14 protein-coding genes and 6 pseudogenes are annotated in these 23,293 nt (G+C 57.7%); 7 read left to right on the forward strand and 13 right to left on the reverse strand.

Annotation, left to right across the window (positions count from 1 at the left end; translation table 11 throughout):
• The coding region (locus EOA28_RS39480; RefSeq protein ID WP_210214916.1) for a hypothetical protein at positions 1 to 224 on the forward strand (224 nt) is incomplete at its 5' end.
• Positions 225 to 332: 108 nt separating this feature from the next.
• Positions 333 to 481 (forward strand): annotated as a pseudogene (locus tag EOA28_RS02310) (IS630 family transposase); the annotation flags it as partial.
• Positions 482 to 576: 95 nt separating this feature from the next.
• Here the strand turns inward: EOA28_RS02310 and EOA28_RS02315 are convergent.
• The 4 genes from EOA28_RS02315 to EOA28_RS02330 all read right to left on the reverse strand — a co-directional run bounded on the left by EOA28_RS02315 (position 577) and on the right by EOA28_RS02330 (position 6,335).
• On the reverse strand, positions 577 to 1,743 hold the full coding sequence (locus EOA28_RS02315; RefSeq protein WP_128314534.1) for a Xaa-Pro peptidase family protein: 1,167 nt from the start codon (positions 1,741 to 1,743) through the stop codon (positions 577 to 579).
• Between the two features lie 360 nt (positions 1,744 to 2,103).
• Positions 2,104 to 3,885 carry an ABC transporter permease subunit gene (locus EOA28_RS02320; RefSeq protein ID WP_128314535.1) on the reverse strand — a complete coding sequence of 594 codons (1,782 nt, stop codon included), beginning with the start codon at positions 3,883 to 3,885 and terminating at the stop codon, positions 2,104 to 2,106.
• A gap of 16 nt (positions 3,886 to 3,901) precedes the next feature.
• Positions 3,902 to 4,900, reverse strand: coding sequence for an ABC transporter ATP-binding protein (locus EOA28_RS02325; RefSeq protein ID WP_128314548.1), 999 nt, complete (start codon positions 4,898 to 4,900; stop codon positions 3,902 to 3,904).
• Positions 4,901 to 5,228: 328 nt separating this feature from the next.
• The gene (locus EOA28_RS02330) at positions 5,229 to 6,335 is read right to left on the reverse strand and encodes an ABC transporter substrate-binding protein (protein WP_128314536.1); all 1,107 of its coding nucleotides are present in this window, start codon (positions 6,333 to 6,335) and stop codon (positions 5,229 to 5,231) included.
• Positions 6,336 to 6,604: 269 nt separating this feature from the next.
• Between EOA28_RS02330 and EOA28_RS02335 the strand changes: the two genes are divergently transcribed.
• The 3 genes from EOA28_RS02335 to EOA28_RS41080 all read left to right on the forward strand — a co-directional run bounded on the left by EOA28_RS02335 (position 6,605) and on the right by EOA28_RS41080 (position 8,360).
• Entirely contained in the window at positions 6,605 to 6,796 is a 192-nt protein-coding gene (locus EOA28_RS02335; RefSeq protein WP_245501457.1) for a hypothetical protein, read from the forward strand.
• 291 nt (positions 6,797 to 7,087) lie between these two features.
• The gene (locus EOA28_RS39485) at positions 7,088 to 7,351 is read left to right on the forward strand and encodes a hypothetical protein (RefSeq protein ID WP_135932612.1); all 264 of its coding nucleotides are present in this window, start codon (positions 7,088 to 7,090) and stop codon (positions 7,349 to 7,351) included.
• A gap of 760 nt (positions 7,352 to 8,111) precedes the next feature.
• On the forward strand, positions 8,112 to 8,360 hold the full coding sequence (locus EOA28_RS41080) for a hypothetical protein (protein WP_189341898.1): 249 nt from the start codon (positions 8,112 to 8,114) through the stop codon (positions 8,358 to 8,360).
• 738 nt (positions 8,361 to 9,098) lie between these two features.
• Here EOA28_RS41080 and EOA28_RS02345 read toward each other — a convergent pair.
• From EOA28_RS02345 to EOA28_RS02380, 6 genes and pseudogenes are all read right to left on the reverse strand, one after another.
• Positions 9,099 to 9,218: pseudogene (locus tag EOA28_RS02345) on the reverse strand (transposase domain-containing protein); the annotation flags it as partial.
• Between the two features lie 467 nt (positions 9,219 to 9,685).
• Positions 9,686 to 10,456: a hypothetical protein gene (locus tag EOA28_RS02350; RefSeq protein WP_128314537.1), complete on the reverse strand. Its 771-nt coding sequence runs from the start codon at positions 10,454 to 10,456 to the stop codon at positions 9,686 to 9,688.
• Positions 10,457 to 12,593: 2,137 nt separating this feature from the next.
• Complete coding sequence (locus EOA28_RS02365; protein WP_128314538.1) at positions 12,594 to 12,884, reverse strand: hypothetical protein; 291 nt, start codon at positions 12,882 to 12,884, stop codon at positions 12,594 to 12,596.
• Between the two features lie 172 nt (positions 12,885 to 13,056).
• Positions 13,057 to 14,220 (reverse strand): Xaa-Pro peptidase family protein, encoded by a 1,164-nt coding sequence (locus EOA28_RS02370; RefSeq protein WP_128314539.1) that lies wholly within the window; start codon positions 14,218 to 14,220, stop codon positions 13,057 to 13,059.
• A gap of 360 nt (positions 14,221 to 14,580) precedes the next feature.
• Positions 14,581 to 15,525: pseudogene (locus tag EOA28_RS02375) on the reverse strand (IS481 family transposase).
• 998 nt (positions 15,526 to 16,523) lie between these two features.
• Positions 16,524 to 17,729 (reverse strand): annotated as a pseudogene (locus EOA28_RS02380) (IS3 family transposase).
• A 380-nt stretch (positions 17,730 to 18,109) separates the two neighbouring features.
• On the opposite strand from EOA28_RS02380, the gene EOA28_RS02385 reads away from it, so the two are divergent.
• Both EOA28_RS02385 and EOA28_RS02390 read left to right on the forward strand, forming a co-directional pair.
• The gene (locus EOA28_RS02385) at positions 18,110 to 19,588 is read left to right on the forward strand and encodes an NAD-dependent succinate-semialdehyde dehydrogenase (RefSeq protein ID WP_128314540.1); all 1,479 of its coding nucleotides are present in this window, start codon (positions 18,110 to 18,112) and stop codon (positions 19,586 to 19,588) included.
• A 12-nt stretch (positions 19,589 to 19,600) separates the two neighbouring features.
• Positions 19,601 to 20,985: pseudogene (locus EOA28_RS02390) on the forward strand (aminotransferase).
• A 58-nt stretch (positions 20,986 to 21,043) separates the two neighbouring features.
• On the opposite strand, the gene EOA28_RS02395 reads toward EOA28_RS02390, so the two are convergent.
• From EOA28_RS02395 to EOA28_RS02405, 3 genes and pseudogenes are all read right to left on the reverse strand, one after another.
• Positions 21,044 to 21,403 (reverse strand): hypothetical protein, encoded by a 360-nt coding sequence (locus EOA28_RS02395; RefSeq protein WP_128314541.1) that lies wholly within the window; start codon positions 21,401 to 21,403, stop codon positions 21,044 to 21,046.
• 75 nt (positions 21,404 to 21,478) lie between these two features.
• Positions 21,479 to 21,671, reverse strand: a pseudogene (locus EOA28_RS39950) (ABC transporter permease); the annotation flags it as partial.
• A gap of 157 nt (positions 21,672 to 21,828) precedes the next feature.
• A complete protein-coding gene (locus EOA28_RS02405; protein ID WP_189341900.1) occupies positions 21,829 to 23,142 on the reverse strand; it encodes a serine hydrolase in 1,314 nt (437 codons plus the stop codon).
• Between the last annotated feature and the right edge of the window lie 151 nt (positions 23,143 to 23,293).

The following is a 23,293-nucleotide window of genomic DNA, read 5'->3' on the forward strand; positions in this document are numbered from 1 at the left end:
ACCCAATACTCCAGATGCCGCGTGGCCATGTCGTCGGGAGTTCAGGTGTCTTTGACAGGGTAAAAGCCAAAAACCAGCCGACCGCAATCACCCGCGCGTTGCCGTTCGCATCGCTAGCACCTGCGGGCAATATCAGCGCGCGCCTGCTCAAGGGCGAACAGAGCTTTTCCAAGCTCGGGCCCTCGCGCCGCAGGAACAGCCACACCGCTCGTGCGAGGCTTTGACCCCGCGCGCTGCCAACTCGTCCTTCAGTCGATGCAGCGCGTCAGTTCAGAACTCTGATTGGCCGATTGATCTGCTCAACGATAAAGGCACGATGCGGCTGCTCCTGGCAGAGCGGCCTCGATCCGCAGCGCCTGGTCTTCGTCAAACGAAACCTGGATCATGACCAACGCTCCGGTCCGAGATTGAGACCAAGGGTAAGCGGCTACGCGTCTTGGCTCCGCACGGCCACTGGCGCCCGCTTACCTTCCTCGGCGCGTGTTTAGTCCCGGCATTTGCCGGAGCGGATTAAGCTTAAAGCGTTCGGGCTGTGCGGCCGGTCTGTGGACTAGCCTCACGTGATGTTTTCGAGTACTAGGCTCTATCGATGGTTCGTGGGACTTTGCCAAGTATTTCAGCCCCCTGCTCCGTTATCAAAACGCTTTCGCTGCAACCGATCTGATAGCCATTCTCGTCGAAGAGAATAATCGGCAGGTGGAACGTCATATTGACGTCCAGGATATCTTCAGTCCTTGGTTCTATGCTGATGTTGCCGCGTTCGTTCCAATACACTCCAATTTGGTAGCCGGTCCTGCTGCGAAGAGCGTGCGGGTGCGTGGATCGTTGAACCACGCTGCGGATAGCCGCATTCACGGCGCCGGTCGTGGCACCCGGTTTCATGATGGCGATACCCGCGTCCAAAGCCTCCGACGAAATTTCGTACAGCGCTTCGAGCCCGGGATGGCGCCCCACGACAGCGGACCGGCACAATGGGGCGACATAGTCATTTTTTGTCCCGCTGACTTCGATAAAGGCCCCCTCGTTTATCCCGATCGGATACTTGTCCGGCTCCTGATGCGGCACCCGCAGGCGTTCGCCGAAGACCATATGCAAATGTTCGGGTTGTATGTCCTCCCCACCGGCGGTTGAAACCCGATTGCGGATCTTTGCGGCAACCTCGCTTTCGGTGACCCCCTCCAGAAGCGATTCCTGGAATGTGATGATAGCGAGATCCGTCATGGCGGCCGCTTCGCGCACAGCCGTAATTTCGATTTCGTCCTTCACGGCCGCGATTGACGCGACCAGCCTGCCCGCATCAACGATCTTCACATTGGGCAAGGCCGCTTGTAGCGCGGTCACGTCCGCCGGGGCTAGGCCCCAGCAATCGAGTTCCATCCCGACTCGCTTATGGTCAAGGCCATGTCGCCGCAGAACATCAGCGCAAACCGTGCGCCACTCATATCCCTCGGTGAAGGGCACTATCTTGTCGATACAGCTATTTGCCCTGACATTCCCCTCATCGAACTCCCGGACGATAAAGGTCGGCGCCCGCCCCGTTGATAGTATGAGCGGGAACGGCCTGAAATAAGATCCCTGGCCGGAATAGCCAGTCAGATAGCGAAGGTGGCTTCTGGCGGTTACCATGAGGCCATCAAGGCCAGCGCGTTCCACAGCTTCGAGTACGCGCTCTTGCCGCTTCTCATATTCGGATCTCGGATATATTGTTCCGGTGCCGGGGATTGCTATCTGCTTCACATTCATGATCTTCTCCGCGCATCAATTGTCGTTGTTCAGTTGGAGTGGTGCTCGCGATGCGGCGTGCGGCACCTGCGCCAAGCGAAAAGCCCCGGCAGCATCAGCCAAACCACCGTAGTCTCAGGTTTACCAAGTCGTTTCCGCACCTCCAACATAGAGGCTGAATCTCGAATCGCATTCAGCTCCTGCTCAACGGCTCAAGCATCGGTCTCCAAAGCTATGACCGCCGGCAACAACTGTGGCCGGATGACATTCGATCATGCGCGCGTTAGTGCCAGCCTCCTTGTCAGCCTGTTCGGGCATATTAAGGCCACAGGCTTGCGCGCTTCCATCTGGCCGAGTCTCCGCCGACCGTGGGGAGACCGTTTAAATCGCGGAGTTCAGAAGTGCGGGCTGCTCTCTTAGCTTCGATCGCCACCACGTGACATAGAGGACCATTAGCCAGAGCACAGGCAATAGCATCAGCAGCGTTGCCACTGCGGCAATCGTCGGGTCGATCTGGTGGCGTATGTTCTCCCACATCTTCAGCGGCAGGGTACGAATCGAGAGGCCCCCGATGAGGGACGTGATGACGACCTCGTCGAAGGAGTGGAGGAACGCGAACACGGCGCCGCCGATGATGCCCGGCCGAACCAGCGGCAGCGTCACCCGCCTAAACGTCTGGAAAGGCCCCGCACGCATGCTCTTGGCCGCGTCCTCAAGCCGTCTGTCAAAATTCGCCAGGGTGGCGGAGACGATCACGACGACATAGCCGATCGCGCCGATGCTATGACCCAGGACGATTCCGGTGTTCGAGCCTAGCAGTCCGAGTTTGACCAGCCCGAGATAGGTTGCGATACCGACGACGATGACCGGAAAAGTTATCGGCGTCAGGATCAGCATGGTCAGGAAGCCGCGCAGCCGCGGAAAGGTCGTGCGGGTGAGCCCATAGGCCGCAAGCGTGCCCACAATGGTCGACAGGATGGCCACGGCAACGGCGATCTGGATGCTGGTCCAGGCAGCGTCTCTCCAGGATGGATCGCCGAAGAAGGAGCGGTACCACTGCAGGGAAAGGCCCGAGGGAGGAAATTCCAGAAACGTCCCGGCGCTAAATGACATAATGACGACCACGAGCCCGGGAAACAGCAGGTAGAACATGACGAGTAGGACGAATACCGTGCCGACGATCTTCGGCCAGTGGCTGTCGCCGCCGGCCCGGTAGAGCTGATCTATCCAGCGCTTCGCCCTAATGGGAGTGAGAAGCTCATTGACCCAGCGCTTCAGCGCACCGAAAGGCGACCGTCGGCTCAGCCAAGGCTTACGCGCCGGCTGCCCCGCGCTGCCCTGCCTATGGGAGAGATCAAGCCCGAACATGGATAGCATGATCACCGCCACCGCCAAGAGGACGAAGGCCGATGCGGCGATGCGCGCTATATTGAAGGAGGTCGAAACCTGCGACGCAATGAAGGTCGACAGCATGGCATCCGGCAGCCCCCCGAGAGCCGCCGGAGTGATGTAGAAGCCGAGGCAGAGCACAAAGACCAGCACCGCGCCGCTGCGCACGCCCGGCATGCTGAGCTGGAAAAATACCCGCCAGAAAGCGGTGAGTGGCCGCGCGCCCATGCTGCGTGCCGCCGCCATCAGTGACTTATCGATGCCCATCATGACGCTGACAAGTGGCAGGATCATCATTGGCAGCATAATGTGCACCATGCCAATATAGACTGCCGTTCGGTTGTAGATGAGCGGGAGCGGACTGGAGATTAACCCGAGGTCGAGCAACATATGGTTGATCAAGCCGCGGTCGCCTAGAATGACGATCCATGCATAAGTGCGCGCCAAGGCGCTGGTCAGGTAGGGGATGATGACGAGCACGACGAGCGCCACGCGCAGGTGCTTCGGGGCGGCGACGATGAGATAGGCCGTGGGATAGCCGATGATGACGCAGATGCCCGTGGCGACGATGCTTATCTCGATCGTCTGCAAGAGCACGCGAACATTCGCTGGGTGACTGAAAAACGCCTGATAGTTGGCTAGCGAAAAAGCTGGTGCATTGACGCTTGTAAAAAAGAGCAGAATGATTGGTATGCCGAAGACGACGAAAAGGATCGTGAAGGCCGGAACGGTAAGGCCGATGGGCATACGGCCCACTGTCTGAAACATCTTCATCCGGATTTCCTAGCGCCTATAATGAGACGAAACGAACGTCGCACCGCAGCCAGTGGATGCGCACCTCCGAGCCCAGCCGGAACGTTTGCTGTTCCGAGGCGACATGCTCGCGCACGATCAGGACAGTGCTCCCGACGCGCACATGGTATTTGCGCAACGGGCCACAATAGATCATTTCATCGACGATGCCGCTGACGGACTGCCACTGATCCGCATTGGCCCGCTTTGGTGCATTGGGGAGGCTAATACAAATACGCTCCGGCCGGATCATAGCCACGGTACCGAACGGCTGCGCGGCATCGGATTCGACAGTGAAACCAGGATTTTCGAGGATGTTTGCCTCGCCCAGAAACTTTGCCACGAAGCACGTCGCTGGCCGGTCGTAGAGGGCCTCGGGCGCGTCGGTCTGCTCGATCCGACCGGCGCGCATGACGACGATGCGGTCCGACAGGGTGAGCGCCTCCTCCTGGTCGTGCGTGACACAGATGGTGGTGATGCCAAACTCTTTGTGCAGGCTCTTCATCTCGACCTGCATCTGCTCGCGAAGGTTGCGGTCGAGAGCGCCGAGCGGCTCGTCGAGCAAGAGAAACGGCGGATCGGCAATCAGCGCTCGGGCAAGCGCCACGCGCTGCTGCTGGCCCCCGCTCAATTGCGACGGCATGCGGCCTCCAAAGTCCTCAAGATGCACGCGCTCAAGCATGCGGTCGACCCGAGCTGCCCTCTCGGCAGCCTTCATGCCGCGCATTTCGAGGGGAAATTCAAGGTTCCGACGCACCGTAAGGTGGGGAAAAAGAGCATAGCTTTGAAAGACAATGCCCTGGTCGCGCCGGTAGGACGGCACTGCAGCGACGGAGTTTCCAGCGATCAAGATGTCGCCCTCATTGGGCGCTACGAACCCGGCAAGCAGCATCAACGCTGTGGTCTTGCCCGAACCGCTCGGGCCGAGAATTGTCAGGAACTCGCCGCGACGGACAGTCAGTGACAGGTCTTTGACCGCGGCGACCCGCCCGTACATCTTGGTAACCTTGCGAAATTCAATCTGTGCGGGGACCGCGCTTTGCTCCAATGCGTTAACCTCAGTAAGTGAGACCGGATTTCTGATATACACAGTCACTGTTGATACTCCAGAAAGACCCAACTGCGTACACCATCGACTGATTGGGGGCGCATCAGCGTCGCAAAATAGCGGTGTCGGCTGCAGCGAAGTTGCAAAATGACTAAATCGCTAGCAAGGGGCAACCAGCTTCACGAAATGAAGGAGTCCGACACTCGTGGCTCATCAAGACATTCAGGTCGGCAAGCTGACGACTGGATCGTAGCCGCCTTGCCGATTCTAAAGCTGGCTAGAGCAGAATCCACTCGTTCCAGCGCTGAGTGAGCCGCTCTGCATTCGACAAGCCATCCGCTCCAACATCGGAGTACCAATTCCCGTTGACCCGAATACTATTTCTCAAGTAGTCAGGATGACTGGCAAGCTTGCGTCCAACCTCCTCGGGAATTAGATTATGGGCATTTAGATTTGTCGGGCCGATGGGAAAGATTTGCACAAACGTCGCTTGGCGGTCCGCGCGGGTGGAAAATTCAATGAACTTTTGCGCGTTTTGTGCATTCGGAGCACCCTTGGGAATTACTCGATAGTCCCAAGTTACCTTGGGCTGACTGCGACTGATCTCGATGGGCGCACCCTGATCTACCAATAGGACTGCTCGTCCATCATACGATTGCAGAAGGTCGGCAGCCTTATCATGCATCATCTGCTGAATCTCGGAGCCACTCGTCCACCACTTGCGGACATGCGGCTTTATCTTGTCCAAACTGACAAAAATGCGGTCGATATCCATCGGATAGAGCGCATCTGCAGAAACTCCATCTGCAAGCAGGGCTTCTTCCCAGGGGCCTTCATTCCCGTATATGCCCGACTGTAGCGCGCGAACACCCGGAAACCGGTTCACATCCCAGAACTCAGCCCAGGTGTTGGGGCGCGGTTTGCCTGAAGGAAACTTATCCGTATTATATACCATATTGACTGAGTACATCACGAAGGCAACGCCGAACGGTTCCTTTCCAAAGTCCACGATACCATCGAGTTCCTCTTTTTTGTATATCGAATAATCGATCTGCTCTAAGAGACCTTTTTTGTGTGCAGGAGACGCCGTGCCGTTGCCCATGGTAACCACATCGACTGAAACGTTATTCGTGGTCACCATCAGCTCAAGTTGCGCGAGAGACATATCGTCGGTGATCGGGTTTACTCGAATCCCGGTTTCGGCCTCGAACGGTTCCACATATGCCTTTATATTGGCCTTGCCGTAGTCGCCGCCGCCTACCATCACCGTTAACTCGCCCGATGATTGAGCCGACGCCTGGCTAGCCACGGAAGACAGTGCGCCGACCGTGAGAGCGGATGACGTCGCCTGCAGGAAACGTCTGCGGTTGATCCAGTAGTTCATTGTTGTTCCCCTTCTTTTTCTTGCATAGTAGTAGGCGCAGTTTCAAACCAATCCTGGACCGCAGGCAGCTATTGACGGCGCGGCGCCGAAGTCAGCATACAGCGCAACCTGTCCAAGAAAAGGCTGTGTTGGATGATCAACTGCGGGCCGGCTCGGGGTCAAATACAGTGTTATTATGATACCATCTAGCAGCGAGATGGTTCCGCACAGGCAGCGCGCCATCGGCACACTGCGCTACCCCTGACGCGCTGGTCTCGCGCGGCCTATTAATGCGGGAAGCGGGCTCCAGATTTGACCGTTCACTGAGCTCGGGCCTCATCGCTCAGCAAGGTCAAAACGGAGAGACGATCCGGATCGGCTTCTCCAACGAGGTTCCTTGGGCCTATCCGGGTGAGAACAACGAGCCGCTTGGCTTGGTCAATGCGATGCTGGACATTCTAAAGAAGATAGGCACCATGTGACTGGCTCCATCGTGCTAGCCTGGAGGCCGGTCGCTTGGAATCTATCACCGGCGGCATGTTCATCGTGCCCGAACGCTGCCGCAACGGGCTGTAATCCGCTAGCCAAGGTCGCGGCAGTGCTGATCGTGCGGAATGGCAGTCCGGAAGGACTGCATTCCTGCGAAGATGTGGGGGGGCAAAGGTCTCACCTTCGTCACCTGGCGCCGGCTGATTGTGATGGCGAAGGCGAAAAAATCGGCATCCCTAACGACAAGATCATCCAGGTGGCCGGCAGGCGGAGATCTCCAGGCCATGACGGTCGGACACGCCGACACTATCAGCGGCAACTACTTCTATATAATAAAAACGCTTGCCGATAAGGATGACAGTATCGAGCCGGCCGATTCATACGCGCCACCTTCCAAGTCCGACTACGCCGCCATCCTCATCCCCAAACGAGCAGGCTTCGGTCAACGCCTTCAACGTCGCGCTGAAGGACTGTCTCGGCTCCGAGGAGATGGTGGCATCGCTCGGCAAAAACGGCTTCAGCAAGGCGAGCCTGCCGGACGGAACTAGGACCGCCGAGCTCTGCAAGGGTAGAAGCAAAGCTGAGATGTGACACTTACGCGCCTCCGCCCTCCCCGGCCTGGCCGGAAAACGGTGAGGCGGGAAGGAAAATGAACATAGGCTTTAGCGTCGTCGCGTTGGAAAAGAGCGTTTGACCACCCTGATTTCCTTTCGGATTCCTGACTCTCCAAAACGATCAGCGCGCCAGCCTCGTACATCAGGCGAATGCTGGCTGCCATGGCGCGCTCCTGCATTTCATCAGTTGCAGCCGCTTGCTCAAACGCTCGTCCGCAAACCTAAATTCGGAAGCTCATGATCGAGCCATGCGAGCTTGCTCATGAGATGACGCGCAACCGGATCCTTCCAGCTGTGGAAACTTCGCGTCCGAGATGACACCTTTCCGCCACGGATGGCCTTCCTCCGCCAGCCGCGCAACGACGCTTCTGCGCCCCGACAAACTTGGACTTCTTCCCCGTCTTTGCGACACCGATCTCACAAGTAAACAATGCCGGTTCGGAACGGTCCGAAAAGTGAATTGCAACGTTCCGCTTATCCACCGAACGCCATTGCTATTGGCGCCCCGCGCGCCGCGATAGCCGCTGTTACTTCGCCCCAAAAAACGCAACATGGAACATATTCAGACGACGGACGCGAGCGTCAGCCTACATAGGTCCGTGATATCGTAGATGGGCAGTCCTATGCTACGGCGGATCGCGGGTGTAACCACCGGGAACCCGGTACATTCGAACAACACTCCCGCGATTGCTGGGTGGACAGCGCGGAGTTGCGCGATGCAGGCACTGACCTCTTTCTCAGTGTCGGCAACGTCCGTCGGGATTGGTGGACGCATCAACGCGTTTTGCAGATGCTTGCCGCCTTCGATGCCGCCGATAATCACCCTCGCCCGATCGACCGGATCCGCAATCCCGAGCAGATCTTCGCCGCAATGCCTCGAGTCGGCGGTTATGACGGCGAGCTTGGCAGTATACGGCAACTGCCGGAGCAACGTCGGAAGTAAGAGGAGGCTCGACATCGCCACGGGGACATTTACCGCCGCGGCCACCGCTGCCTGGTGCCGGATAAAGAAGCCGCAGTCTGCGCTTATTGCGATCGCGCCTCGTTCCACTAAGCGCCTGGCAGCTGCTACGCAGGCTGGCTCAAGTGACGCATCGCCGCGAATAACAACGTCAGCCCAACCACCAGCTACTATCTCCGTGATAATCGGAAAATTGTATATAGCCGGGTCGAGTATCGACCCGCGCGGAGGCGCCGGCGGAATAGCACCTTGCGGTAGCCCCTCTTCTAGACTGATTAATCCAATAGATCGTGCGCTTTGCGAGGCCATAGATGATGCTCCTAAAGCTCTGTTCAAACTCAACTTCCGAAGATCTCGTCGATCAACTGAGTATGCGTACCGACATCCCGCATCCGGAATTTCGGTCGCCAATCGTGAGGGGCTGACCTAAGGTCGAATCTGCCGCCGATCTGTGCCTTAAGGCACGGTTAGCCTCCTCCACGCCAAGCGGCAAATACAGCATGTGTATAGCCATCATCTAAATGCGAGATGGACCGGATGGCGCCACCGGAACACCGCTTATGGACTACGTGGGCCGTAGTCAAAGCAGTCAAAGCGGGGGCGTCGAACACGCAGCGATGTCACCAACACATGGCGCTGTCATGGAAGGCGCGGACCCGGCTTTCCTGGCGATCAGTACTAGGCGTCAGGGTATTAGGGTAAGCGCGAAGCTGAGGCCGTTCAGCGCTGGTAGTTCCAGGGCATGAGGGCATCGATGCCGCTGTTTGGCCAGCCATGGGCGATGCGCTCGAGGGACTCGGTGAGCCAGGCGTGCGGATCGACCTGGTTCATCTTGGCGGTTCATGCCGACCGGCGAACTATGCCGAGTGTCAACCATGGGTTCTTGGTCGAAACGGCGGGCAAAGCGCATCATACCGCCATGATCGGACGAGGCGCTCGGCATAGTTCGCCGGTCGGCATAAACCTTCAAACTCAACGGTGTCGAACCGCTCCATTCCTCGCCAGGATCGTCAACGGCCACCCTGACCGAGGGCCTGCTGCCTTGGCGTACATCCCGGCTCCCGAGCTCAACGCCGTGGCCTGAGAACAAGCTCATTCCCCGGCGAGAAGTGCGACGAGTTGTTGGCGACGTTGTCGCACAGCAGTGCTCGGCCTCCCAAAGCTCGTCAAGGCTTTGGCAGTCGGCGTCATCCTGCTCAGCCCTGCCGGCGACGCAGCAACGGTGTCCCCGTTCAAATGCAAGCAGCGCAACAAGGCGCAAGTCGGCTCACGAGCCAGTCGCGGTCGGCCCAGTGCGCCGCCGCCATTCATTGAGCGTATAGCCTTAACGTTGAGCGCGGATCTGCGGTGCTGGATATAAGCCCGGCAAGTACAAGCGCATGCCATAATGTGACTTGATTGGCTGTCATAACTAGCCGACCCGAAATTTTCTCAAAAGATTCCAAATGTTCCAAGGAGTTGATTCCGGTACACGGAATGAGAATCGGGTCATCGGAAATCGGCATTAAGGAGGCGAACTCTGCCAGTTCTGCTCCACAGTCGACATCATTGCCTTGTCCACTCTGCGTATACATATTCCGGATTTTTCCAACGCTTACACCTGCCTCAGAGAGAAACGTGACCAACAGCTTCGTGGTTTGAGAATCATACAACGATAGAATATCCACACGCTTCGCACCAAGGGCCGCCAGTGCAGCCAAAAAAGCCATCGCCGTGCTTGAAGCGGGCGCTTGGGCACTTTCAGAAAGGAACTGAATCTGGCGCTTTGCATGCTGCAGTCCTTTAAAGAAACTGGCGCTTGTGCAGGCCCAGATGACCGAACCGCATCCCATGTTCCCTAACTTGCGTGCAGCCGGCGACAGCACATCTTCCGCAGTAGCGCGCTCGCAGGATTCAAATTCCGTGGCAGCAGATATATCCTTACCACCAAGTGAGCGAACAGAAATGTACTCCGTGTTCTCGAAGTTGCGGTCAGCGAGCCATTTGTTCATAAATCTGTCGTCAATTATTTCATAGGGGATCGTACCATCAGAAGGAACAATAGCGCCGATCTTTCTAGTGGGATTCTGTTTTTGCATTTCACTTGCCTTTTTAAAGTTTGCTGCAGCGGATAGGGATGAGTCCCATCTATTTTTTTCCCTCACAAGCCATGATACTGCACTCGACACTTAAGACCCGAAAAACCTCTAGGCCGCTACTTGGATTTCGTTCGCTGCTCATATCCGCCAAGGCGCCTGGCAAACCATGCGCGTTCACGCGCTAACGCGGTGACGGCGCACGTATCTTTAGCGATTTACGCGTCGCCCAAAGGGCACCATTCCTTCTTTTTACAGCGGCATGCGCTCGGATTAAATGGCGTTTAGTCAGTGGCGTGGGAGCGAAACAGCTTCACGATCGGCGGCTTTTGGGGCACGAAATGTTCGTTCCCTTATGAGTGCATTAGGATATATAGCGTGGTACTTGGCCCATCGCTCGGCTTCTATTCTGAATTGCGGAGCTATTTCTGCGTGCAACTCAGTGCAGGGAATGCTATGATCATCGATGATCTTACCATTGTTCTCAATCGCGGTTTCAGTCCGAACGAATTCCTCCGCCTGCAGCTAATGAATTCCACGGGAATTCATCGCTATTTACTAATGGTCGCGTAGCGATCTGTGTCAAATTCAGTTTTTGTATTGATGCCATCTCGATTGCAGATCCAGCGCGGCTTGAGTTCAGTATCGGCAAATCCGACTCGTCACATGGCTCATGCTGTGCTGCTAACTATTGGCTCGTAAGGGCGACCTTAAGAGCGCAGCCTGGCTCCGTGCCATGCTCCTGCAAGGCGGTTTTCGCTGGAGGCGTACGCTATGCAAGGCTTGCTTGCGAGTTGTATATGCGCGCAATCAGCGTGGTCGCGTTTCTGCGACAGACCGTTAGGGACCTCGCCATGTATTGTTAATCCGGAACTGCGCGCGGTGCAGGTATGAGCGTACCTGCTGCCTCTTGAGCATATTTGATACCAGGCATGCGAGTTTGCCTAACTATATCCTAGCGGATCACTCAGATGAGCGCCCCTAATTGATGATAGCTTGAGCCTTCCGTCGGGTGGATCGCCTAATTCGTCGCGCTCCACTGGAAAGCTCGACGCCTCACCTGAGATGGCCCGCATGGCGGTGATGAATACAAGCGCATCGAATCTGCAACCAGATTATAGTCCTGGGCTGGCACCTAATACGTAAGCGTGAAGCGGACCCCATCTGGCGCGACATGAGATGATGGGCGAGAAATGATGACACTGAAGAAGCCGAGGAGCTTGCAGTGTCAATTTCTATGTCTGCGCCTATGCCTAATGATAGAACTTTTCATGTCCTTGAGGCGGTTGCGAACCGGCTGGACGCAAGCCCGCAGCGTCCGCGGCGGCGCTGGTCGGCGGTGGCGCGCCGGCACGGCTGGTTGAGGAGTCTCTGAAGCCGGGTGCGAACGTGTCGGCGATTGCGCGCCAGGCTGGACTGGCGAGTTCGCAGCTGTTTGGCTGGCGGCGCAATGCGATCAAGAGCGGTGCGGTCAGGCCGCAGCGGGATACGGCTCGGCTTTGTCGAGGTCACCCCGACAGCATCTGCGTCGGTGGAGATCGAGCTGGGTGGCGTGGTCATTCGCGCCGGTGCCGATATCAATGAGGAGCAGCTGGTGCGGATCATCCGGGCGGTTCGCAAGGCATGATCCCGGCTGGCGTGAAGGTGTTGGTCGCCAGTCATCCCGTCGAACTTAGAAAAGTCCCGACGGCCTTCTGGCCCTGGTGCGCGATGCCGGCTCGGATCGGCCTCGATCGTCTTGCGCACCAGCGCCGTGTCGCCACCATGACGTTGACCGCACCAGTCGGCCCGGACACGACGTTGCCCTCAGCGCGCGTATCACTGCTTCGACCGTCTTGGCATTGGCACCGGGCCATTGCATCACGACGCCGTCGATCTCGAACTCGATCACGCCTGCGTCTCGGGTGGCTTTCCATTTCCGCTGCTTCGATGGATGCCCAGCTACAGGTCCCGGCGCCGCCACAACCGCCGGCAGGAAGGCAGGAGAATCTTGCTGCACCGAAGCTGCCTGTTTGCGCGGTTCGCGGCGCCAGGCGAAGACCGCTGTGGCTGGGACCATAACGGGCGACCTCGGAAGTGATTACTTTCGGCCCCGCGTTCTCCGCGATGATCGATGATCCGCGCTTTGTCATCGCACAGATCACCGGCGCCGGCCGCCCGCACCGGTGATCACCTCGAAACGTCGAGGCTGCCGCTCCGAGTCAAGTAAGGTCAAGTCAAGACACCTGCCGATCTCCGACTCCAATGCAGAACCGGCAACCTCACAGATCGACACCACTCCCGAAAATGGCCCGTAAACACGGCCAAAGCCTGGGGTCAATACCCATTTCAGAATCGCGGCAAAGTCGCCGTCGCCGCTCAAGTGCGCGGTGTGCAGGGCTACACGGGCGATCGTAGTGACGCTGTACACTTTGTCGATACGCCAGATCAAGCGACCGCGGCGCCAGGCCCTTGCGGCGCCATTTAGCGATGTTCGCCGGTACATCGACATTCGCCCACCGCCGATACCCGATCACGGCTGGCCCTTGCGCATCCTATCCTCGTGAGCCCCACGTCCACAGTCCGGAAAACGTTTATTATCGAGTTCCGGATCGCACACTCAGTTATGCACGATAGAGCGTGTGAGGAGTGCTGCTCAGGATTTCCGACCCTTGCTCTGTCACAACAACGTGTTCACTGGTTCCAAACACGTAGCCATTTTCGCCGCACAGAATGATTGGCATGTGCAAGGTCATATTGGGCTCGAGAATGTCTTTTGCGCCAGGTTCAAGACTTATATAACCACGCTCCACCCAATTAATACCGGTTTGATAGCCAACCCGGTGGTTAAGAAGCCCGGGGCGGCCATGTCGTTCGAGTACCTTTCTGCCTGCCGCATCAACTTCGCCGGCCGTGGCGCCAGGCCTGATCACAGAAATGGCCGCCTCAAGTACTTCAATCGAAAGGTCGTGCAGGCTTTCAGTCTCGGGGTGGCGGCCGAGTACGGCGCTTCGAACAAGCCCACAGTGGTACCCGCTTTGAACTCCGCCCATTTCCATAAACGCAGGCTCATTGTTCCTGATTGCATTGTTTTTGGCACTGCCGTGCGGTAGCTTAGTTCGTTCGCCAAAGAGCAATGTTGAGGAACTCGCGCTTGCGGGTACCGTACCCCCGGCTTGCTCGACTTCGCTTTCTATATTCGCCGCCACTTCCGCCTCTGAAATGCCTTCCCGAAGAGACCGCTGGAAAACTTTAACGGCTAGGTCTGTCATTTTCATTGCGGAACGCATGACTTCTAGTTCCATCTTCGTCTTAACGGCTGCGACTGTCGCCACTAGACGAGACGCGTCAACAAATTTCAAATCTGGAAGTTCCGCCTGAAGCGCGTTAACGTCCGCCGGTGCAAGATTCCAACAACCAAGCTCAAGGCCAATCCTACCCTTCAAGCCGAATTTTCGAATGGCATCGGCGCATACTTGAGCGAACTCTGTTTGTTCTCTGTAGTGGACGATATCCTCCACCCAGCTGGCTAGGCGGACACTTCTTAAATCAAATTCTCGGACGACTAAGGTTGGCTTTTGCCCCGGCACAAGAATCAATGGAAACGGCATGAAGATTGCGCCGCGCCCGTCGTATCCGCTAAGATACTGAAGGTTACCGTGCGCGGTGACCAATAAAGCATCAAGGTTTGCGCGTTCCATCGCCTCAAATACTCTCTGAAGGCGGCATTCGTACTCGGCACTTGGGAAAATAAGGCCTACCAGAGGAACTGACGATGTACTAGTCATTTGGTCACCTCAAATTGTTCTAAAGCTCATCCACCCGCTAGACGGAGGTTTGCCGCGAATCCGCACACTCGGATACCATCCGCCGCTTGATCGGGAGGATCCCTTTCACACCCGCTCCGGTCAAATGCATTTTCCATATTGCAGTCATCTGGGCACGCGATGGCCTCACAAGCGGGGGCGTTTTATCTACGATCCTTAACACCATGTTCCAGTGCCGGCCGCAAGCTCGACGCGCTGACCAACAGCTCTTCGTTCCAAGGCTAGCCGTGCCCTTAGGTTCCGTTGGAGCAATACGGCGCAAACTGCAGTCCGTCCACGATGTGGGCCGGCGGGTCTACGATGTCGGCCGGCGAGTGGCGCCTAGGTGTTTGGTCCCGGCATTTGATGGGTGGGATCGAATCGGAACCGTTCAGGCTCTTTTGCCCAGATTTTGCAGATGAACTCGTGGGGTGTGAGGCCCTTGAGGGTCTTAAGCCGGCGCGCGAAATTGTAAGCTAAGATGAAGTCGGCGAGATGCCGGCGCAGTTGATCGTGATCGTCATAGTGGAAGCGCTTGACGGTGGCGTCCTTGATGGTCCGATTCATCCGCTCGACCTCGCCGTTCGTCCAGGGATGGTTGATCTTTGTGAGCCGGTGCTCGATGCCATGTTCGTCGCAGATGCCGTCGAAGATGTGCTGAAGGGCATGCCGGTCGCAGGTCCGGTTGGTGAACTGAATGCCGTTGTCGGTCAGATGGTATGGATGGCATAGGGCACAGTCGGGATCAGGTTGCGAAGGAATTGGGCCACCGCCATCTTGCCCGCCGTCGGGTGCAATTCCGCATAGGCGAATTTCGACGTCCGATCGATGGCCACGAAAAGGCGCAGCTTGCCCTCGGCGGTCTGCACCTCGGCGAGGTCGATATGGAAATAGCCGAGCGGATAGGCGTTGAACTTCTTCCTGGCCGGCTTGTCGGCGTCCTGCGGCAGCCGCGAAATGCCATGGCGCTGAAGGCAGCGATGCAACGACGAGCGCGTCAGATGCGGGATCGAGGGCTGTAGGGCATAGAGGCAATCATCCAGCGCCAGCAACGTGTGCTTGCGAAAGGCGACGATCACCGCTTCCTCTTCGAGCGACAGCACTGTCGATCTTGGTTTCTTCGGGCCGGTGGGAAGCGGCGGTCGAGGTCCGGTTCCTCCACTTTCTAACGGTCTTCTGATCGATGCCGTAGCGCTTGGCCAGCGCTCTCAGGCTCTCTTGACTATGCTGTATCGCTTGACGGACTGCCTCTGTCGTCGTGGCGCGGCGGTGTAGAACCTGTCCCATAGCGCATCCTTTGATTCGGACGGCAATGATGCGCCATTAAAGTCCGGGATCAAACACCTAGGTTCTCCGCAACACGTCCAGCGGGCAGAAGCTGCCTGCCGGGAAAGCGCTCGGCCACCGTCTACACGCGGCCGCTGCCTCAACCTCCCGGCCCGCCAACGCGATCCGACGCCGACAATCACCATCTTCACTCCGTACGCACTTCGTTTGCAACTCCAGCCTCAGGCCGATTGCGCCGTCACGACGGTCCCACGTGGGCAGCTGATGGAAAGCACCAGGGTCTCCACTTGACGGGAACGTGACGCGCAGCGCTATCGACCGAGGTCACGGCAACCGCCATCAAGCGTGAGCACGAACCGCCAAGAAACTTCGGTGACCTGCTGTATCCGAGAAGCCGGCAAGCTCGATTAATACCAGCTCACCGTCACTTCACGAAAGATGGCTTCTGAAAGCCTCAGAGTTAAGTACGAGGACCTGCTGAACAGCTATTGGATGGAATTTAACACTTGCTGCCGGCGTTGGGCGGCAGCGAATGATTTTGTCGGGGTCGGCGGTCCAGGTGAAAGCTTTGGTCCCATTTGGCTGCAGGCCGTGCGCCTGCGGTCCAGTGCGTCGTCTTACCGGAGGATCGGCGAGCATGAACCCACCACGCGCTCGGCAATCTGAGCCCGATCTGCGCAATGGGCGAAAGCCTGTCTTGTCACGAAGTAGCCCCTCGAAGCCTGCAGTAGCGAAGCGCTCCTGCCACACCAAGGCAACCAAACGCCCATGGTCAAACAGCGAGACGGTGAGAGATATTCCGGCGCGCATACGCATCGCATGCCCGCAGGGGAAAGGGAATTCCGATCCGGACATGTCAGGCAAGGCAAGAACCCCTAGCTTACCTGAACAGGCGCGTCGCACTCGAGACCCGCCGACTAGTGCAGTGTCCTCCGTCGTCAGGGAATTTGAGACAACTGGAGCGCTGATTTAGCGGAGGCTCTGGCGCGTCTCGGTTGTCATTTTGGCGGCTCTGGGTGTCGCAGGGCCGTTGTTCGATTGGACTTTCGTTTGATCCTTTCCCTTTGCAACAGAATGGTCTGGCCTCGGGCGAAGTAAATGTCGGCCGGGGTGAGGTTGTCGAGGCTCTCGTGGTAGCTGCCGGTGATTGTAGTGCTCGACGAAGGAGGCGATCCGGCTTCGAGATCGCCGGGCAGCAAGTAATTTTCGAATAGAATGCGGTTCTTCAGCGTCTGGTGCCATCGCTCGATCTTGCCCTGGGTCTGCGGATGGCTGGGCGCGCCGCGGGTGCGCTCGAAGTTTTGATCCGAGAGCCAATCGGCCAAGCCGCCGCCATGTAGCACGGGCCGTTGTCGGAGACTAGCCGCGGCCGCTGACACACCGTCGCCCGATCGCAGCCCGATGCCGTGAGCGCCAGGTCAGCGTGTCGGTGACCTCCACCCTCATGGTCGTGCATAGCTTCCAGGCGATGATATAGTGGGAGAAGTCGTCCAGAATGGTGGAGAGATAGAACCAGCCCCAGCCGATGACCTTCAGATAGGTGAAGTCGGTCTGCCACAGCTGTTCGGCGCAGTTGTCTTGTCATGGAACTCGTCGGCAGCCTTGATGAGGTGAAGGCCGGGCTGGTGATCAGATCGTGGGCCTTACCGAAGCCTCCGAGACAAAATAGCTTTCTGTGTCGGTGAACGTTACCGCCAGTTCGCGTGGCGACAGCTCCGGCCTGTCTAGGGCGAATTCGACGATCTGCTCCCGCACCTCGTCGGGAATGCGGTTCCAATCGGTGGAAGGTGGCGCGGGGAATGCCGAGCTTGTCCAGTGTGAGGCGTGCCAGCGGGTGCGACTGCTCGACGACCCGGATGATCTCGAGCTTCTCGGAGGCGAGGTATCTCATTCGTCGTCGCTCCCATCCGCGATCATGCTTTTTTGAGCAGCCGCAGTTCAAGCGCCTGCTCCGCGACGACCTCCTTCAGATCACGGGTCTCGCGGCGCAGCACCTTGACCTCTTCGCTGGTGGCGGCACGCGCCGTGTCACCTGCCAGCCGTTTCTTGGCGGCCTCGAGGAATTCCTTCGACCAGTTGTAATAAAGGCTCTCGGCAATTTCTTCGCGCCGGCACAGCGCGATCGATTCCTCGCCGCGCAGACCTTCCAGCACGATGCGGATCTTATCTTCCGCTCCATACTGCTTGCGGGTGGCCCGGCGCATGTCCTTGATGACCGTCTCTGCTGTTTCGGTGTCTCGGCTTTCTGTCTCATCTTCGCTCCTTGAAGGGCTACGATGAGCCAGAAATCCTCCTCTCTCAGTTAAGCCGATATTGCCTCATTGGTGCTGACACCGGACACACAAAAGAAATCTCGGTCGTTCTGTGCGAGTAGGAGCCCGGCGCAGAGTGCTTCCGCAAACATGCTTCTCTTCATCAATCCGTTCTTCAACCAACGACCATTCACCAGTCTCATAAGGCGGAACAATTCGTCTGCATGTCAGTGTTCGCAGGAGAACGGCTTGGTAGGCTGTAACTGCGCTGCCAATCGACGATTTTACAGGGCTAATTTTGATAAGATTGAACGCCCGATCCGGAGTTTTAGATGAAAGGTTCTGCAACCGCTGCATTGGAGGGCCTCAAACGCCCGAACCTGCTGCAACGAGGCGCGTATGTGAATGGCGCTTGGCTCTGGAAGCCGGAAACCCTCCCGGTGGTGGATCCCGCTACTAGCGAAGAATTGGCTCAGGTGGCAGCCTGCGAAATGTCTGATGTAGATAACGCGGTGCATTTCGCGCGAAGCGCATTCCTGCGGTGGCGCGACTTGCTTCCTTCAGAACGGGGCGCATACCTCCGGAAGTGGGCGACAGGATTGCGCGAAAACGCGGAAGATCTGGCCGTCATCATGACCGCCGAGCAGGGCAAACCCGTCACGGAGGCTCGCGGCGAAATCTCATACGCTGCGGGCTTTCTGGACTGGTTTGCAGCGGAGGGCGAGCGAGCGTACGGCGAAACCATCCCCAGCCATATAGTTGGAAGCCGGCTCGCCGTGCAGATGCAGCCCATCGGAGTGACCGTTGCTATCACACCATGGAACTTTCCATCGGCAATGATCACTAGAAAAGCTGGAGCGGCATTGGCCGCTGGCTGCACCATGATTGTAAAGCCCGCTCCAGAAACCCCCTTGTCAGCTCTCGCGCTTGCCCGTCTTGCCGAAGACGCAGGAATCCCCGCCGGCGTGTTTCAGGTGATAACCGGCGAAGCTCCCCCAATTGCCAAGCGGCTGTTGGAACATACCGATGTGCGCGCGTTCTCCTTTACGGGCTCGACCGAGGTCGGCCGAATCCTGCTTGAGCAATCCGCAAGGACTATAAAGAAAGCTTCGCTCGAGCTGGGCGGCAATGCTCCGTTCATTCTTTTCGACGACGTGCCGATGGAAGCTGCGGTCGCAGGCTGCATGGCAGCAAAGTTCGCTACATCCGGCCAGGACTGTTTGGCAGCAAACAGGATTTACGTTCAGCAGGGAGTCTACGACCGATTCGTAGAAGAATTCGGCAAGGCCACCAGCAAACTGAAAGTCGGACACGGATTGGAGCTCGACGTCGACATCGGTCCAATGACCAAGGCATCTGGTGCCGAAAAATGCAGGCGGCAGATCTCCGAGGCCCTTTCAGCAGGGGCTCGAATGATAGTCGGCGCACAGGATACCGCTCTTGATGGGAACTTCGTGATGCCGACAGTGCTCGCCGATGTGACCGACGACATGCGGGTTGCAAAAGAAGAAACGTTCGGGCCAGTGGCTGCAATTCTGCCCTTCGACAACGAAGCGGAGGTGCTCGCGCGCGCGAACAACTCTGAGATGGGTCTTGCGGCGTATGTTTACACCCGAGATCTTAACCGCGCGATGCGGCTTACCGACCGGCTCGAATACGGCATGGTGGCGGTCAACACCCCAAAATTTACGGGAGCGGCCATCCCCTTCGGCGGATGGAAACAATCCGGACTCGGCCGGGAAGGCTCAAAACATGGCATTACCGAATATCTGGAACCCAAATACACCTGCTTCGGAAACCTTGCAGCATAAGAGGATGCGTTGATGGCTATCAACATTAAAGAAGTAAGCGAGAAGGACAGGAACTCTGTCCTGCATCCTTTCACGCAGCTCAGGGATTTCGCTAGCGGCAAGCTTGGTGATCCAACGATCATCGAAACGGGCAAAGGCATCCGCATCCAGGATGCGCATGGAAACCAGTTTATCGACGGCTTCGCTGGCCTATACTGCGTTAACGTCGGCTACGGCCGCACCGAAGTCGCAGAGGCGGTCTCCCGCCAAGCTCACCGTCTCGCCTATTACCATTCCTACGCCGCGCACACGACCGACGAACTTGCTATCCTGTCTGACCGTCTCGTGAAAATGGGGCCAGGTAAGATGAGCAAGATTTTTTATGGCATGTCCGGCTCGGACGCCAACGAGACGCAGGCCAAACTGGTCTGGTACTACAACAATCTTCGGGGCAAGCCGAACAAGAAAAAGATCATCTCGCGCGAGCGCGGTTATCACGGCTGCAGCGTCGTGTCGGGGTCCATGACCGGCATGAGCTTTTACCACGACCACATGGATCTGCCGCTCCCGCAGATTGTTCACACCGGTGTTCCACACCCGGGCGAGACCGAGCGCGAATTCTCCGTTCGCCGCGCCGCCGAGCTGGATCAGCTGATCGAACGCCTGGACCCGGACAATGTTGGCGCCTTCATCGGCGAGCCGGTGCTCGGCAGGGCGGCATCACGCCTCCGCCGGAAGGTTACTGGGAAGCGATACAGACGGTCCTCAAAAAGCATGATGTGCTGCTCATTGCTGATGAAGTCATCACCGGTTTCGGCCGGATCGGCTAAATGTTCGGCTCCCAGCACTATGGCATCGAGCCAGATCTGATCACGATCGCGAAAGGTTTGACGTCGGCCTACTTCCCGCTCTCCGCGGCAATCGTCGGTGAAAAGGTCTACAAGGTTCTGGAAGATGGAGCCGACAGAGTCGGTGCATTCTCCCACGGCTATACCTACTCAGGTCATCCGATCGGAGCGGCGGCGGCGAACGCGGTTCTCGACATTGTCGAGAAGGAAGACCTACCCGGCAATGCTCGCAACGTTGGCGCATTCTTCCAGGCGCAATTGAAGGAAAGATTCGCGCAGTTGCCGATCGTCGGCGAAGTGCGCGGCGTCGGTCTTATGGGCGCAATCGAATTTGTCGCCGATCGGCACAAACGCAAAGGTTTTGATCCGACGCTCAAGGTTGGTGCCAGAATTTCGAAGGCTGCCCGTGACCGTGGTCTTATCGCTCGTGCCATGCCGCTCGGGGACATTTTGGGCATTGCTCCGCCGTTGATAGCAACCAAGGCAGAAGTCGAAGAGATCGCTGCAATCGCCGAAAGCGCAGTGCGCTCGGTGATGGACGAACTCGTCCGGGATGGCCACATCCTCTGAAACACGCTTCGAGGTCTCCTGCAGTATCAATGCGAGGCCGGAGAAGCCTTGCACATGTCTATATAACCAGTGGCCACCCACACCTCCACGCCGTTCGAGACTGGATAGACCGCTCCAGCACATCAAGGAACCGGCCGAGCGCGTAGGTGTCGATACTCTCGATCCACAGCCGACGGATGCCGCCAGGCTCCATTTTTCCATGCTGCTCTTCATCGCCCGGACGGAACATATGCGCTGGCTTCGCCAAAACGACCTCCACGGTAACAAGCTGCGGCACGGACGGCACGGAGATCTGGCAGAGCTCCTTGCGACCGGAAAAGCTGGCACTGGAGGCTCGCCCGATCGCGCGATCGCCGAAACACTGGCCCCAGCCCTCGAAAGTCGCCGCGACCAGCCGCTCAACCTGATGCTTCGTCACAGGGCTACTCCGAGTGCTTTGCACTGCCTTCAGCCAACTCAGCAAGCCAGCCGTCACTGTACCTCACCGTGAGGACACGAAAGGACGGGTCAGAAGGAAGAGCACGGCGAAGATGAAGCGAAGGCCGAGTTCCGAGAGTAGCGGCGAGAGACATTCCGCTGAACCTCGCAGAAGATGATCCAGCCGCGGCCTTCGCCCCGCATTGTGGCCGCCTCGACAAAGTCGATCGTATTGATGTCGGCGGGGCGGCGCGTGACAGCCGGTTGACTGCGCCGGTCTGGAGTTCGGCAGCAACATCGGCTATCACAACCAATCCAGGCCGCGCTCGATCTCGATCGCAAAAATCAGCTTACCTTCGTGCGTAACCCGACCCTGCCCCTCCGGCGGTCTTGCATCGCCGAACCGCTCGATCTCGCACCGGTTTCTTAACTTTCCAGCGCATCTCGGATGGCGCGAATCGCCCCGAACGCATCAAAGGGAAGGGCTTTGGGGGCCTGGTAAACTTGGTCAGGCCACTGTGCCCGCTTCACCGGTGATTGGCCAGGCTGGTGTGAGAGCTTCACCGCCGCGAAGTCTGCTTGAGGATCAATATAGATCACCTGGCCACCATACCCCCACGCGATGTAGGCGCCTCTCTCTTGGTCTTCAATCCAGAAAGTATTGTGATAAGCGCCATTGGGCAGGTCTGAACTGGCATCGGCATAAGAACCGTTCGGCGCGAACAAGTCGAACAGAAGAGGCTTAGGGCGTCTTATCGCCTCGATCCATTCAGATGGAACGATCTGCCTGCCGTTGAGCCTGCCGCCGCGAAGATGCAGCAGCGCGAAGCGCGCGAAATCACGGAGTGTGGCTTGAAATCCACCGGACGACATTGAAAAACGAGACTTGTCTACGATTTGGCAGGCGTCTTCCTCCGCCCCCATCGGACTCCACAATTCGCTGCTGTACAGTTCCGGGAGAAACTTGCCTGATACGCGCTGCATGATTAGCCCTAGCACGTCGATGTTGGGGTCAAAGTACTTGAACCGCGCGCCGTGCGGCGCCTCCTGCTCGGTTATCCGCAGAATGGCCTGCCATATGTCGGCGGGTGCGTCAGGATGTCCCTCCGGGGGGCCGAAGTATCCTGTTGCTACAACGTAATTAAAGTAATCGTTGTTTGGCACGTACCACAAACCCTTGAGAGTGGCGCCCGCAGTCATGTCCAGCAAGTGCTGCACCGTGGCCCCGCGATAGGCGGTCGCCTGCAGTTCCGGCAGATACCGTGTTACCAGACTTTCAGGATCAATAAGCCCACGGTGCACTAGAATCCCGAACACCGTCCCGGTGATGGACTTGGAACCCGATCTAGCGATGTGTTGAGAATGCGGTTCCATGCCATTCATGTATGTTTCGAACACGATCTCGCCCTGGTGCAAAACCAGAAACCCGTCAGTATAGTCCCTCTCGAGGTATTCGCGGATCGTGGCGCGTTGGCCGTCGCTGGACTCAACTTCGATATCACCGATATCCCCCCTGATCCGGCTTGGAAGCGGCAGGACCGGTCCTGGCCCGCGCCAAACCCGGGCGGTTCGCGTAGATTCGCTTACGTGCGAGTATGTCCATTTGCTATAAGGCCAAAAAGACCACTCGTCGGGTGGGATCATAGGCGCACCCAGCGTCGCATCGGGCCGCCATAACTCGGGATTGGTCTGTGAGGTTCCGGCAACGCGGCGGTTGATATCTTCGAATTCCTGAGACACCGGAATGCTCCTTTGACTTCGGCCAATGCCATCACGACCTGGCGGCAGATCGCTAACTCTCTGAATTTCAGCCCTCATCAGGCCTATACTTGATCAAGGCGACACCGCCCGTGAAGAAGGTTTCACTTGGGAACGGACCTACAAGCACTTA

Source organism: Mesorhizobium sp. M2A.F.Ca.ET.067.02.1.1 (assembly GCF_004023285.1).
In the GTDB taxonomy this organism is placed as follows: Bacteria; Pseudomonadota; Alphaproteobacteria; order Rhizobiales; family Rhizobiaceae; genus Mesorhizobium.

Bases quoted from the DNA above. Each gene is read 5' to 3' on its own strand.
- EOA28_RS02315 (WP_128314534.1), bottom strand. From the start codon at position 1,743: ATGAATGTGAAGCAGATAGCAATCCCCGGCACCGGAACAATATATCCG.
- EOA28_RS02320 (WP_128314535.1), bottom strand. From the start codon at position 3,885: ATGAAGATGTTTCAGACAGTGGGCCGTATGCCCATCGGCCTTACCGTT.
- EOA28_RS02325 (WP_128314548.1), bottom strand. From the start codon at position 4,900: ATGTACGGGCGGGTCGCCGCGGTCAAAGACCTGTCACTGACTGTCCGT.
- EOA28_RS02330 (WP_128314536.1), bottom strand. From the start codon at position 6,335: ATGAACTACTGGATCAACCGCAGACGTTTCCTGCAGGCGACGTCATCC.
- EOA28_RS02335 (WP_245501457.1), top strand. From the start codon at position 6,605: ATGCGGGAAGCGGGCTCCAGATTTGACCGTTCACTGAGCTCGGGCCTC.
- EOA28_RS39485 (WP_135932612.1), top strand. From the start codon at position 7,088: ATGACGGTCGGACACGCCGACACTATCAGCGGCAACTACTTCTATATA.
- EOA28_RS02350 (WP_128314537.1), bottom strand. From the start codon at position 10,456: ATGCAAAAACAGAATCCCACTAGAAAGATCGGCGCTATTGTTCCTTCT.
- EOA28_RS02370 (WP_128314539.1), bottom strand. From the start codon at position 14,220: ATGACTAGTACATCGTCAGTTCCTCTGGTAGGCCTTATTTTCCCAAGT.
- EOA28_RS02385 (WP_128314540.1), top strand. From the start codon at position 18,110: ATGAAAGGTTCTGCAACCGCTGCATTGGAGGGCCTCAAACGCCCGAAC.